Genomic DNA, 12937 nt, shown 5'->3' with positions numbered 1-12937 from the left:
GCTTGCCTGAAACAAGCAATCGAGGAGGAACAATGTCGATAATGACGATGTTGGCACAACATGCCGACGCAACAATGCAATCCATACACATGGCCGGCAGCATGATTTCTGACGCTGCGCTGCATGGCAACCATGCAGCCAACCACGCAGGAAATGATCTTCTGCAGCTGGCCCAGGCGACCACGACCGCACCTGCCGATGCCGACAGCAGCGGGATTACCGTCGACCAGTTCAAGGAACGCCTTCAGAACGTCCAGCAGGAAGAGCAGCTTGGCTGGCTCGCCTCGATCGGCAAACACTTTATTGGTGTCTTCCAAAAGGGCGGTGAAGTTTTTGCCGGGTTCGTAACAGGCATAATTCCGACGCTCGTCGTTCTGATGACTGCTTTTTATGCGGTAACCGAACTGGTTGGCGAAAAGCGCGTACATGGCATCGCACGCAGTGCAGGACGTATCGCCCTCACCCGTTATACCGTCCTGCCGGTTATCTCAGTTTTCTTCCTGACAAACCCGATGGCTTATACGTTCGGGTCTTTTCTGGATGAAAAATACAAGCCCGCCTTCTATGATGCCGCGGTTTCCTATGTGCATCCGCCATTGGGTCTGTTTCCGCATATCAATCCGGGCGAATATTTCGTCTGGGGTGGCATCCTCGTCGCACTTCTCGAACTGGAAAAGAAGGGCGCAGTACCAATCGGATACCATATCAACGTGGCAATCTGGTACGCAATCGTGGGTCTCGTCGTGATCCTTCTCAAAGGCATGCTCACTGAACGCATCACCGCCATCATGGCGCGGCGTCAGGGCATCGAGCTCTAAGAGGGAATTGAGGAGGACGACATGGTAAAGACCTATAAAGCGGTTAAGATTTCCCGCGGCTCAAATGGCTGGGGCGGCCCACTTGTCATTCAACCGACAGAGCAACGCAGCAAAGTTGTGTCCGTTACAGGCGGCGGCATTCACCCGCTTGCGCGCCAGATCGCCGAACTCACTGGCGCAGAAGCCGTTGACGGCTTTCGCTCACCGCCAATTGAAGGCGAAATGGCGGTCGTGGTGGTTGATTGCGGCGGAACGGCGCGTTGCGGTGTCTATCCGCGTAAGCGCATTCCAACCGTGAATATCACGCCGGTTGGACAATCCGGGCCGCTGGCGCAATTTATCACTGAAGATATTTACGTTTCTGGCGTGAAGCCCGAAAATATTATTCTTGCTGACGGTTCAGCCGCAGCAGCCCCAGCTGCTGCATCCGTTGAGGAAGAAGCGCCCGCGCCGGTGGAACTACCAAGCGAAGGTGGACTTGTAGGATTTATCAGCAACATCGGCCGCGTCATGGGCCGTGTGGTGGGTATCTTCTTCCAGGCCGGACGTCGCACCATTGATCAGGTCATTCGTAACGTCTTGCCGTTCATGGCATTCGTAACAATGCTGATCGGTCTGATCCTTTATACAGGTATCGGCGACATTCTCGCCCAGCCACTCGGACCGCTTGCCAATAATATTGTCGGTCTGCTGGTGCTTTCTGCAATTTGTGGTTTGCCCTTCCTGTCACCTATTTTGGGACCGGGTGCGGTCATCGCACAGGTTGTTGGTGTGGCAATTATCGGACCGCAGATCGCAAACGGAACCATTGCTCCGGCCATGGCTCTGCCCGCGCTATTTGCCTACAACACACAGGTCGGTTGCGACTTTGTGCCGGTTGGTCTGGCGCTTGGAGAAGCTAAACCCAAGACAATCGAAATTGGTGTCCCAGCAGTTCTGATCAGCCGTCAGATCATGGGCCCGCTTTCTGTTCTGATCGCCTGGGTAGTCAGTCTCGCAGTGCTTTAAAACTCTCAGCCTGTCGCTGCAAAACAGCGGCAGGCTCTTCATAAAATGTGCAATAGCGATGCTTCCTGATCGATTTTTCCGGGCATCGAAGGATATATCAAGAAAGGACCGCCTCTATGTCGATACATCTGAAAACGCGGATCACCGCGATCGGCCCGGAAGTTGCGGATCTCGCCGAAGGCGGCGTGCTCATTCTGTTTGCAGACGGCTCTCCACCCGAACTGGCCGAAGTGTCTGTGATGCATGTTGTGGAAGAAGGGCCTGAAGCTTTCGCACCGGTGGTCGGAACCCGTATCACCATAGGCTCACTCAACGCTGAGATTACAGCAGTTGGTGATAGCGCATGGCAAAAAGTACGCGAAATCGGGCACGTGGTTATTTCGTTTACGGGCGCACAATCCACAGATCGTCCCGGCGAAATATGCGCCAGTGAAATAGCCGGTGAAGAGCTTGTTTCTGTCCTGAAAGAAGGCCAGATTATCATTATTGGCGGCTAATTCTCGCCAGTCTTGCCGCCAGAATCGCATGTTAGAACAGATAATTGAAACGTTTTCCGGCATATTGCATGTCGAATTGTTTCAGGTGTCGCTTTGAGGCTTACATAAATGGAACGCTCGACTATCGTCCGGGTGCACGAAGGGCTGCATGCACGCCCTGCAACCCGCTTCGTTAAATTGGCCAAGGGTTTTGAAAGCGATATCGAGATCGCCAAGGCTGGAAAAAGCGTCAGTGCCAAAAGTTCCGTCAAGCTGATGCTGCTTGGCGTCAAAGAGCTTGATGAAGTCACGGTACGCGCCGATGGAGCTGATGCCATTGAAGCAATCGAAGCGCTGATCGGCTATCTGGAAAACCCGCAGGCTGGTCTTGAAGAAAGCAATGCTGCGACAACGGCCACTTCGGTTCCAGAGACTGCACCTAAACCCATACCTGTTGCTCAACCAGCAACAATCGCAAAGCTGCCCGATGGGCAGATAAAAGGTGTGGGAGCGAGTGAGGGCGTTTCTTTAGGTACTGCATTTGCGTTCTTTCCCGAGGAAATCAAGCCGCTGGGTCGAAAGCTTGCAGCTTCTGAAATTGAGAGCGAAGTTGCCCATTTCAAATCGGCAATCGCAACTGTGCAACAACGCATGGATGAATCGCTCACCACAGGAAACCTTGCGGATACCGATCGCGGCATTATCGCTGCTTTGAAAGATATTGCGGCTGATGACAGCCTGACCGAAGAAGCTATCTCACTCATTCGCGGGGGCATGGATGCAATTTCAGCAATGCTGGGAGCGGCATCCACTGTTGCCGGGCAGTTTGCGGCACTTGATGATCCTTATCTTAATGCACGCGCTGATGATGTTCATGCCGTCAGCCGACAAATCTGCCTTGCGCTTCTTGGCAAAGAAGACATCAATCTGGAAGGTTTGCCCGCAGGGTCCGTACTGATCGCCGACGACATTGGTGCCTGGGATTTGGCACGGGCTCCGCTTAAGAAAATCAAAGGCGTCGTCTGCGGACATGGCGGGGCCACATCGCATGTTGCGATCATCGCCCGCACACATGGCATACCTGCCGTCTTAGGCCTTGGAAGCGCTGTTCAGCAGCTCAGAAATGCTAAATTCGTTGCTGTAGATGGTAGTAGCGGCATCGTCCATTCTGACCCGGACGCTGTCACCTGCAACGATCTCGAAGCACGTATTGCCGCTGCATTGCAGGAAAAACAGGCGCTTGATGCCTACCGCTCGATAGTCCCGAGACGCGCTGACGGCACCGTCATTGAAGTTGCAGCCAATATGGGCGCGCTGGAGGAAATCGACGTCGCGCTCGAAGCGGGAGCCATGGGTGTTGGGCTTTTCCGCACAGAGCTTCTCTTCATGAAGCATATTCATCTGCCGTCCGAAGACATGCAGACTGAAACCTATTCAGCACTTCTCAAAGCATTTGCACCACATTCGGTTATTGTCCGCACGCTTGATATCGGTGGCGATAAACCGATTGCGGGCATTGAGTTTCCCGAAGAGGAAAATCCATTCCTTGGCTGGCGTGGCATTCGCATGTGCCTGGATCGTTTGGACGTGTTCAAGCCGCAGCTGCGCGCCTTGCTGCGCTCAGCCGTCAACGGCAATCTCAAGGTGATGCTGCCGATGATCTCGGATGTCGAAGAGATCCGTGCAACCAGGCGACTGATTTCAGAATGCATCAGCGAACTTAAAAGCGAAGGCAAAGCTTTCGCCGAGTTCGACCTTGGCGTGATGATCGAAACACCGGCAGCCGTTTTCGCTGCCAGAGAACTCGCAAAAGAAGCGGCCTTCTTCTCCATCGGCACCAATGATCTCACGCAATATGTGATGGCCGCAGATCGACTGAACCCTACCGTTGCCAAGTTAAACGATGTCAGCCACCCGGCTGTCATGGCGGCAATTGAGATGACCGCAAAAGCAGGTACCGAAGCAGGCATCATGGTGGGCATGTGCGGAGAAGCAGCAGGTAAGCCGGAACTCATTGGTGAGTTTCTACGCATGGGGCTAACAGAACTGAGCATGAGCCCGGCTTCAATTCCGCGCGCGAAAAAGACGATTACGGATATGCTGGGAAGTTAGGTCAGCGCGGCAATATACCTGTCAAAACAAGCCCGGATTTTAGAATCCGGGCTTCGCATTACGGCAGGTGCGCAATCAAGGTCTGGAACAGAGTTTCGAGCTGCGCCTGATCGCGATCTTCAGCTGCCTGCATGAGTCGTTCCTGCCGTGCATCCAATGCCAGAATTGCGCTTTCCAGTGGATCAACTCCTTCAAGATCGGCGGCTTTGGCTGTCGCAAAACCACATGCCAGACCAACCGCAGCGAAACACATTGTTTCAAATCTGCGCAGCGCCTGCGGGTCACAATGGCCATCCAATGAGATAAAGCGTACAGGCTTTTCCGCAAGAAGTTCAAGGAAAATGACCGTAATGGCCCTAGCCGTTTCTGTGATTTTGTTGTCACCTGCTTCCGCAGCAAACGCGCCCTTCAGCAGCGCCCCATGCTTGCGCATCACTTTTTCATGCACCGTGACGAACACAGCTTCCTGGATCAACACATTCGGCAGTTGATTGCGGCGAAGTACTTCCTTGGTGAGATAATACATATCTTTGCGGAAAGCGCGCACGCCTTCCGTTCCGCCACCAAAATATATTGCCAGACTTTTGATATGCGGCGCGCTGTTATGGACAGTCGGATTAGACGAAATTAGCGAAATGGATATTGTTTCAGCCGTCGTCAGAGCCTTATCCATCATGCTGGCTGCATGTCCCAGAAGCAGTTCCGGCGACACAATTTCACCTGGTCGCGGCGCTGCCTGTTCGCCCTGCAAACTTTCATGGCGATTGCGACGAATCATATATCGAACCTCGCGCAGACGGTCCTTCAGATTGACTGCAATTTCTTCCGAAAGAATGCGTAACATATTCATTTTCCTTAACCGCAGCGCCATCAGAACAGCATGGACAGAGCGCATGAATTATTGTTTGCCTTCACGTGGAAAAGCAATAGGTTCGCTTTAAGAGTATCACTTCTATAATGCAGTATTGCGCCAATAATTTGAGGGATTATTTTGAAAAAAGCCGGCAAGAAGACGCAGAAGAATCCGGAGACAGCTGACCTCATCATTGGATCAGAAGGCGTTGCCGCTGAAAACCGCACGAGCCGGCTGAGAACGCGTGCTGCGTGGATGTATTACGTCGAACAAATGACCCAGAATGACATCGCGGAAGCGCTTGGTGTTGGCCGGGTGACAATCGTTCGCCTTCTTGCTGATGCCCGTGCGCGCAATGAAGTCAAAATTACCATCGAAGGCAAGCTGGCAAGTCTGACTGCACTGGAAGTAGAGCTGGAAAAGACCTTCGGTCTGGAGCGCGCTATTGTAGCGCCGCTCTCATCACCAGATATCGATCCTATTCCACCAATCAGCGCTGCGACAGGCGCTTATCTTTCGGAAAAAGTTCAGCACGGCATGACAATTGGAGTGGGATGGGGCCGAACCCTGTCCAGCACTCTGCAACATATCGGTGCGCGACCGCTGAATGATCTGAAGGTCATCTCTCTTCTCGGCGGCATCGTTCAACCCCGCCGTTCCAATCCACCGGAATTTGCCTGGCAGTTCGCGCAGATTTTTCAGGGCGAAGGATATCTTATTCCCGCCCCTGCTCTGGTTGACAGCAAAGAAACGCGGATCGCTCTTATTGAACGTTGCGGGCTGAATACCGTTCTCGACATGGCCGAAGAACTGGACATGGTTCTGCTCAGCGTTGGTGACATTCAAACCGCAAGCAGCACATCTTACCGCGTCGGCTTGATTGACGAGCAGCAGAAGATGTCGCTGATCGAAAATGGGGCCGTTGGCGACGTGCTTTTCCACTTTTATGATAAAAACGGCAAGATAGTTGACGATCCGGTGCATGACCGGGTCATGTCAGCCAAAATCGAAAGCCTTCAGAAGACTCCACAACGCATTCTCACATCGGGCGGTAACGAGAAAATCGCTGCTCTGCTGGGAGCGATTGAGCTGTTGAAGCCAACAGTTCTCATCACCGACGAAGAGAGTGCCGCTCAGATGCTCAAAGACAAAGCGCAGTCCAACTAGTGACAAAAAGCACATCGTCATAAAACGATGTGCTTTCTTTTTGGTCGCCGCGATCGAGTATTAACTGGCGGCGGCTGCACATTCTTTGAGGATTTGCAGCACAGCGCCACGTTCTTCAATTTGTGGCATATGTCCACAACCAGCGAAGACATGGATGCCCACCTTGCCCGGCAAGCCGTGTGCATGGGCGACAGGAATGACCCGATCCTCAGCACCGAAAATGAGCCGAACCGGCATTGCAAGCGAGGCAATGCATGAGCGCACCTCAAAAGTCTGCGTGCCATCTGCAAAGAACCGATCGCCAATCGCACCCTGCGTGTCGCGCAGTTCTGCATCAGCTGCTTGTGCAACTGTTGCATTGATGAACGGCTTCGTCAGATGGCTCTCATCGGCGACGAGCAGCTTCAGCCAGGGAACGATGCTGGCTTCGCTTTTCGCGCCGATAAGACCCTTGATAAACGCACCATTGACCTGCGGTCCCAAACCACCCGAAGAAATCAGCAGCAGAGAGCGCACATCGACAACACTACGCGCAGCGGTGACTGTAGCAACCGCCCCGCCAAGCGAGTGACCGACCAACAGGCAAGACGTCACACCGAAGGCCGAAAGCGTCGTTTCGACGGCAACGGCAATGTCATCGATACTTTCAGGAACGACACGTGGTGAATTGCCGTGTCCCGGAAGATCAAGCGCCAGTATCGGATGGCCGAGCGATGCCCCGGCCAACAATCCACGCCACGAGTTGAGGTCAGCTGCAAAGCCGTGGATCAGAACAATCGGCAAGCGATTGGCCTCACCCTCTCGCAACCAGACTGCATTCAACGGGCCGATGGCCGCGTCTTCTCTATGTGTGCGGTTAACCGACCAGACTGGTGCAGCCACGGTTTTAGCGACGCTGATATTGCTTTCAACGTCCTTTTTCTGAACACGGCCTTTGGGTCCAGATCCCTGAATACCTGCCAGATCGATCCCCGCTTCACGCGCCATTCGGCGCGCGAGTGGCGTTGCCCGCACATCGTCAGTCGAACCTGCTGCATCGTCTTGGGAGGACTCAGGTTCAACATGTTTCTGAGCAATCGGTTCTACGGAAGCTGCAACTGGCTTCTCTTCGACAACAGGTACCGAAGTTCCAACCCGCTCTTCGCCTTCATCATAAATCCAGGCGACTGTCTGACCAACCGGCACAACAGCGCCTTCAGCAGCACTGATGTCCGCAATGATACCTGATGCCGGAGCGTCAATTTCCATCGCGGCCTTGTCAGTCTCAATTTCAAAGAGAAGCTGGCCCTTCGTGACGGTATCGCCATCCTTGGCGTACCAGCGCGAAATCTGGCCCGTCTCCATGTCCATATCGACTTTGGGGAGAATGACTTCCACAGCCATGGTCAGCGCACTCCCTTAGCCAGATCGCGCGCGCTTTTCACAATGTCAGGGACCTGCGGAACGGTTGCACGCTCAAGATCGGGATTATATGGAATTGGAGTTTCTGCACCGCCAAGACGCACAATCGGCGCATCAAGATAATCAAACGCATCGCTTTCGGCCACGATTGCCGAGATTTCGGCACCAATGCCAAGTGTTTTGACCGCTTCATAAACGCAAAGAAGCCTGGAAGTCTTCTTCACGCTTTTAATGATGGCTTCACGATCAATCGGGCGCACAGTGCGCAGATCGATCACTTCGACATCAATGCCTTCCTTGGCGAGTTCTGCAGCAGCATCAAGCGACTTGTGCACCATGATTGCTGTTGCGACGATAGTCAGGTCTCGGCCTTCGCGAACCACTTCCGCCTTACCGATTGGCACAGTGTAGAAGCCTTCGGGAACCGGCCCCTTGGTCTTATAGAGAAGTTTGTGCTCGAAAATCATAACTGGATCAGGATCTTCAACAGCTGCAAGCAACATGCCTTTGGCATCATAAGGTGTCGATGGCTGCAAAACCTTGAGACCGGGAACATGGCCGAGCCATGCTTCAAGGCTCTGGCTGTGCTGTGCTGCAGCACCCGTGCCCGAGCCTGCTGGAAAGCGCATGACCAGCGGCACCGAAACCGCACCGCCAAGCATGTAACGGATTTTTGCAGCCTGATTAACAATCTGCTCCATGGCGAGGGCAGCAAAGTCGGAAAACTGGAACTCAAAGATTGGGCGCATGCCGGTCAGCGCCGCACCAACTGCAACGCCAGCGCCACCGAGCTCGGAAATAGGGGTGTCCATAACCCGGTCTTCACCAAAGCGATGAACCAGATCACCAGTCACCTGAAATGCGCCGCCATAGACGCCAATGTCTTCACCCATAAGAAACACGCGCTCGTCGCGCTCCATGGCAATTGCCATGGCTTCCTGGATAGCTTGCGAATAGCTCAACTCACGGATTGTCGTGTCCATGTTCAAATATCGTCCGTGTAAACGTCGCGGGTCAGGTTGGTAAGATCGGGCGCAGGGCTGTTCTTGGCGAATTCAATCGCGTCAGCGATTTCCTTCTCAACCTCTGCACGAATTGCCTCGATCTCGGCATCATTGATGAAGCCATAAGCCTTCATATCAGCCTCGAAATGCGCAATCGGATCGCGATCATTTTGCCAATGCTCGATTTCTTCCTTGGTGCGATAGCGGTTGCGATCGCTCTTGGAGTGCCCCCGGATACGGTAGGTCTTGTTTTCAATCAGCGTTGGTCCATCGCCGCGCCGCGCGCGTTCGGTCGCTTCATTGACGGCCTCTGCCACTTCCGACAGATTATTTCCGTCCACGATGACGCCGGGCATGTTGTAGGCCGAGGCACGGTCAGCAACATTTGCAACTGCTGTGGAACGCTTCGTCGAAGTGGACATGCCGTAACCGTTGTTTTCGCAAATGAACACAACAGGAAGCTTCCAGACAGCGGCCATATTCAACGCTTCATGAAAAGCGCCTTCGTTATTGGCCCCATCCCCGAAAAACGACACAACGACTTTGCCATTCTTTTGCTTCTTGGCTGAAAGAGCTGCTCCGACAGCAATAGGAATGCCGCCGCCTACAATGCCGTTTGCGCCAAGGTTGCCCTTGGAAACATCGGCTATGTGCATTGAGCCGCCACGACCCTTGCAATAGCCGGTTTCCTTACCGAAAAATTCTGCAAACATGCGCTTCACATCAGCGCCCTTGGCGATGCAATGACCATGACCACGATGTGTCGACGTAATCATGTCGTCATCATTCAGCGGCAGGCACGAGCCCATTGCACTCGCCTCTTGCCCGATAGACAGATGCATCGTTCCGTGAATAAGACCGCGTGTGTAGCTCTCTTCCGCACCTTCTTCAAAGCGGCGGATCAGATACATTTTATGCAGCGCTTCCTTCAGCTGATCCGGCGAATAAGTGCGAAAAACGTAAGGCAGATTATGACGGTCGCCCGTATCCTGCGGTTCGACTTTTTTGGCTTGAACCATGATGTTTTGTCCTCACGCTCCGTAAACGAGCTTGTCTTGACGCGCGCGCAGCTCAGCAATCTTGGAACCGGGTGCGACTGCAGCATTGTCGTAAGTGATGAGTTCACCCTTCTTAATAGGCTTGGTTACACTGCCACCCTGCAGAAGCCCGCAAGGAATGGCATGCGCACTACGCGCCTCCCCCGAAGTCATGATCCAGGCGCGATAGCAATATTCACCAATCGCATCGAGCTTTTCGCCGGGCTGCATATCCTTCTTGGCAACAGCTGCCACTTCAGCGACAGGCGTCGAAAGTGGAACCATGTCCGGCTTTCCGTAAAGTACGACGCGCGCGCAGGTGAGCGGCACTTCCAGAGAAGTCAGGTGATATGGACGATGGAATGTGAAGTAAGGGCCTTTGCCCATCTTCAGATCTTCCATGCGCTCGGAAATGCGCGGATGCGACATGTCGGCGACAACGAAAACGCCGGGCGCAACGCCCTTGCCAATCGAATAATCAACAACGCCGACCCTCGATAAAAGGCCGCCATCCTTTTCAGGGATCAGAGTTTTGTTAAGCTGGTCAAGGGTTGCAGCAGGGCCATGCATACCGGCTTTATCCGGGACAAGACCCGTGGCATTGGCAATGGCAGCCATTTCGACCATGGTCTTTGAACCATCGACGAACTCCACCAACATGCGCACATTCATGTTACGGCGCGTGGCTTCTTCCATATATTCGTCAGGAATGGCATCGATATTAAGTGGATTGTTCTTGCCCTTGCCTGCGGCGACAATGGGATGCCCCATCGCGGTCACAAACTCGATCAGTTCCATACAGGATGATGGCTCGTCACCTGCGCCCAGCGAATAGGTCACGCCAAGACGTTCTGCTTCAGCTTTCAGATAAGCACCGATGGTGACGTCAGCTTCGACATTCATCATAACGAGATGTTTGCCGTGTTCCATGGCACGAAGGCCAATTTCAGCACCGACAGCCGGAACGCCCGTCGCGTCGATCACAACGTCGATAAGATCGTTCTCAAGAATCAGATTGGCATTATCGGTTACGGCAACCTTATGCGCTTCCATCGCAGCAGTGAGATCAGAAGCCGTAGAAACCTCGCGGCCATGACCTTCTTCCTGAAAAGCGATATCGACAGCTTTAAGAGCGTTGGGAACGCGCAATTCAGAGATAGCACCAACTTCAATACCGGGCATGTGCGCGACACGCGTCACGATATCTGTACCCATTTCGCCTGAGCCAATCAGTCCGATGCGAATTGGTCGCCCACTATCTGCCCGCGCCTGCATATCACGCGCCAAACCAGTCAACGCCACGTTGGTTGCCATCGTTTCCTCCTGAACGTCCCTGCAAAAGGCTTGCAGTCTCCTCTGATGCCTTATCGATTAATGAACATTTGTTTCTAAGTCAATACCAGTGTTCATTCATTGCCACATCGGCACCCCTCGAAATGCCATCTTGTTATTCAACTTTAGTTTGCTATAGAATACAAATGTTCTGCCGTTTCGCTCAATTCACATTTTGAACAGTCGATACGTGCGAGCTAATAATGGCGTTCTGTGAGCTCGGTGCACTTTTGAAGTGTCCCGGGGGGAGGAGATTAGAATGGACGCATTTCTGAGCGGACTAAAAACGGCAGTCGATACGCTTGGGGCAACAGTCCTGTTGCCTATCGTCATCTTCATTATTGCAGTGGTCCTTGGCGCAAAAGTGGGCAAAGCCTTCCGCGCCGCGATCACTATCGGTGTCGCTTTCATCGGTATTAATCTGGTTCTGGGCCTTATGTTCACCTCTATCGGTGAAGTCGCTCAGGCAATCGTTACCAACACAGGTATAAAGCGCGACATCGTCGATGTGGGCTGGCCTTCAGCTGCGGCCATTGCCTTTGGCTCATCGGTGGGCCTGTGGGTTATTCCAGTCGGCATTCTGGTCAACATCGCCCTCCTGCTTATGCGCTGGACGCGTACGCTGAATGTTGATGTGTGGAACTTCTGGCACTTTGCTTTCGTCGGCTCGCTGGTTGTCGCCGCAACGGATAACATCGCTTACGGTATTATTGTTGCAGCGCTTGTTGCAGCTCTGTCCCTGCTATTTGCAGATTGGTCAGCGCGCGCTGTTCAGCAGTTTTATGGGATCCCCGGTGTGTCGGTACCGCATCTGGCTTCCGCACAGATCCTGCCAATCGCGATTGTGCTGAACTGGATCATGGATCGCATCCCCGGCATCAACAAGATCAACATCAACACTGAAACCATCGAACGTCGCTTTGGTGTTTTTGGTGAGCCGGTTGTGATGGGCCTGATCATCGGTCTCGTGCTCGGTCTTATTGCATTTTACAATGCGGGTGATTTTGGCACCGTTCTTGCCAAGGTTCTGGGCACTGGTATGACACTGGCAGCAGTCATGCTATTGCTGCCGCGTATGGTCAAAATCCTCATGGAAGGCCTGCTGCCAGTATCTGATGCCGCACAGGAATTCGTGCGCAAACGTACCGGCGACCGCGAACTTCTGGTTGGCCTCGATTCCGCGATCCTGATCGGGCATCCGGCGGCAATCTCGTCGTCGCTGATCCTGGTACCGATTGCGATTATTCTGTCGGTCATCCTGCCGGGCAATCGCGTGATCCTGTTCGCCGATCTCGCCGTCATTCCGTTCATCGTTGCCATGACTGCACCGCTTCTGAAAGGAAACGTGTTCCGTATGGTGGTGGTCGGAACGATCACACTGGCGATTGGCTTCTATGTTGCGAATGCACTTGCTCCACTGTTTACCAGCGCTGCGGTTTCGTCCGGCTTCAAACTGCCTGAAAACGCTTTGCAGATTACATCAGTGGTCGATGGATTCCTGTGGGTGCCTTACATCATCATCTCTGCCATCCAGTGGCTTGGTGCTATTGGCATTGCAGTGATAGCCGTTTTTATTGCGGCACTTTTCATGCTCTATCGCCGCAATACACTGGCATGGGAACGCGCAGCCGGTGCTGAAGATGAACCTGCAGACGAGATTGTTACCTAAGGGTGGCAACGATCGCTGCATAAAATACAAGTCGCACGTCGAGACCGACGTGCGACCTTT

The 12937-nt window shown here is 53.4% G+C and carries 11 protein-coding genes; 6 read left to right on the top strand and 5 right to left on the bottom strand.

Going from position 1 to position 12937, the window contains the following annotated elements; translation table 11 throughout:
• The first annotated feature begins 32 nt into the window (after window positions 1-32).
• The 4 genes from srlA (at window position 33) to ptsP (ending at window position 4414) form a co-directional block, all read left to right on the top strand.
• Window positions 33-818, top strand: a complete 786-nt coding sequence (gene srlA / locus CEV32_RS02460; RefSeq protein ID WP_094573861.1) for a PTS glucitol/sorbitol transporter subunit IIC — start codon at window positions 33-35, stop codon at window positions 816-818.
• 21 nt (window positions 819-839) lie between these two features.
• Entirely contained in the window at window positions 840-1826 is a 987-nt protein-coding gene (srlE, locus tag CEV32_RS02455) for a PTS glucitol/sorbitol transporter subunit IIB (RefSeq protein WP_094573860.1), read from the top strand.
• Between the two features lie 116 nt (window positions 1827-1942).
• Window positions 1943-2323 carry a PTS glucitol/sorbitol transporter subunit IIA gene (locus CEV32_RS02450; protein ID WP_094573859.1) on the top strand — a complete coding sequence of 127 codons (381 nt, stop codon included), beginning with the start codon at window positions 1943-1945 and terminating at the stop codon, window positions 2321-2323.
• Between the two features lie 108 nt (window positions 2324-2431).
• Entirely contained in the window at window positions 2432-4414 is a 1983-nt protein-coding gene (ptsP, locus tag CEV32_RS02445; protein ID WP_094573858.1) for a phosphoenolpyruvate--protein phosphotransferase, read from the top strand.
• Window positions 4415-4472: 58 nt separating this feature from the next.
• Here ptsP and CEV32_RS02440 read toward each other — a convergent pair whose 3' ends face one another.
• Window positions 4473-5258, bottom strand: a complete 786-nt coding sequence (locus CEV32_RS02440; protein ID WP_094573857.1) for a hypothetical protein — start codon at window positions 5256-5258, stop codon at window positions 4473-4475.
• A gap of 147 nt (window positions 5259-5405) precedes the next feature.
• Between CEV32_RS02440 and CEV32_RS02435 the strand changes: the two genes are divergently transcribed.
• Window positions 5406-6434 carry a sugar-binding transcriptional regulator gene (locus tag CEV32_RS02435; RefSeq protein WP_094573856.1) on the top strand — a complete coding sequence of 343 codons (1029 nt, stop codon included), beginning with the start codon at window positions 5406-5408 and terminating at the stop codon, window positions 6432-6434.
• Between the two features lie 60 nt (window positions 6435-6494).
• Here CEV32_RS02435 and CEV32_RS02430 read toward each other — a convergent pair whose 3' ends face one another.
• Genes CEV32_RS02430 through CEV32_RS02415 form a run of 4 tightly spaced genes read right to left on the bottom strand, consistent with a single transcriptional unit; the run spans window position 6495 to window position 11190 of the window.
• Window positions 6495-7817, bottom strand: a complete 1323-nt coding sequence (locus CEV32_RS02430) for an acetoin dehydrogenase dihydrolipoyllysine-residue acetyltransferase subunit (RefSeq protein WP_094573855.1) — start codon at window positions 7815-7817, stop codon at window positions 6495-6497.
• Window positions 7818-7819: 2 nt separating this feature from the next.
• Window positions 7820-8818 carry an alpha-ketoacid dehydrogenase subunit beta gene (locus CEV32_RS02425; RefSeq protein WP_094573854.1) on the bottom strand — a complete coding sequence of 333 codons (999 nt, stop codon included), beginning with the start codon at window positions 8816-8818 and terminating at the stop codon, window positions 7820-7822.
• Window positions 8819-8820: 2 nt separating this feature from the next.
• Window positions 8821-9858, bottom strand: coding sequence for a thiamine pyrophosphate-dependent dehydrogenase E1 component subunit alpha (locus tag CEV32_RS02420; protein WP_094573853.1), 1038 nt, complete (start codon window positions 9856-9858; stop codon window positions 8821-8823).
• A gap of 12 nt (window positions 9859-9870) precedes the next feature.
• Window positions 9871-11190 (bottom strand): NAD(P)H-dependent oxidoreductase, encoded by a 1320-nt coding sequence (locus tag CEV32_RS02415; RefSeq protein WP_094573852.1) that lies wholly within the window; start codon window positions 11188-11190, stop codon window positions 9871-9873.
• Window positions 11191-11467: 277 nt separating this feature from the next.
• On the opposite strand from CEV32_RS02415, the gene CEV32_RS02410 reads away from it, so the two are divergent.
• Window positions 11468-12877 (top strand): PTS galactitol transporter subunit IIC, encoded by a 1410-nt coding sequence (locus tag CEV32_RS02410; protein ID WP_094573851.1) that lies wholly within the window; start codon window positions 11468-11470, stop codon window positions 12875-12877.
• Window positions 12878-12937 lie beyond the last annotated feature (60 nt).

The sequence above is a fragment of the Brucella rhizosphaerae genome (assembly GCF_002252475.1).
Lineage (GTDB): Bacteria > Pseudomonadota > Alphaproteobacteria > Rhizobiales > Rhizobiaceae > Brucella > Brucella rhizosphaerae.
The sequence above is the reverse complement of the archived record's forward strand: the minus strand, read 5'-3'. Positions and strand labels throughout refer to the sequence as shown.

Excerpts from the sequence above, each read along its gene's own strand:
- srlA (WP_094573861.1), top strand. The coding sequence starts at position 33 with ATGTCGATAATGACGATGTTGGCACAACATGCCGACGCAACAATGCAA.
- srlE (WP_094573860.1), top strand. The coding sequence starts at position 840 with ATGGTAAAGACCTATAAAGCGGTTAAGATTTCCCGCGGCTCAAATGGC.
- CEV32_RS02450 (WP_094573859.1), top strand. The coding sequence starts at position 1,943 with ATGTCGATACATCTGAAAACGCGGATCACCGCGATCGGCCCGGAAGTT.
- ptsP (WP_094573858.1), top strand. The coding sequence starts at position 2,432 with ATGGAACGCTCGACTATCGTCCGGGTGCACGAAGGGCTGCATGCACGC.
- CEV32_RS02440 (WP_094573857.1), bottom strand. The coding sequence starts at position 5,258 with ATGTTACGCATTCTTTCGGAAGAAATTGCAGTCAATCTGAAGGACCGT.
- CEV32_RS02430 (WP_094573855.1), bottom strand. The coding sequence starts at position 7,817 with ATGGCTGTGGAAGTCATTCTCCCCAAAGTCGATATGGACATGGAGACG.
- CEV32_RS02425 (WP_094573854.1), bottom strand. The coding sequence starts at position 8,818 with ATGGACACGACAATCCGTGAGTTGAGCTATTCGCAAGCTATCCAGGAA.
- CEV32_RS02420 (WP_094573853.1), bottom strand. The coding sequence starts at position 9,858 with ATGGTTCAAGCCAAAAAAGTCGAACCGCAGGATACGGGCGACCGTCAT.
- CEV32_RS02415 (WP_094573852.1), bottom strand. The coding sequence starts at position 11,190 with ATGGCAACCAACGTGGCGTTGACTGGTTTGGCGCGTGATATGCAGGCG.
- CEV32_RS02410 (WP_094573851.1), top strand. The coding sequence starts at position 11,468 with ATGGACGCATTTCTGAGCGGACTAAAAACGGCAGTCGATACGCTTGGG.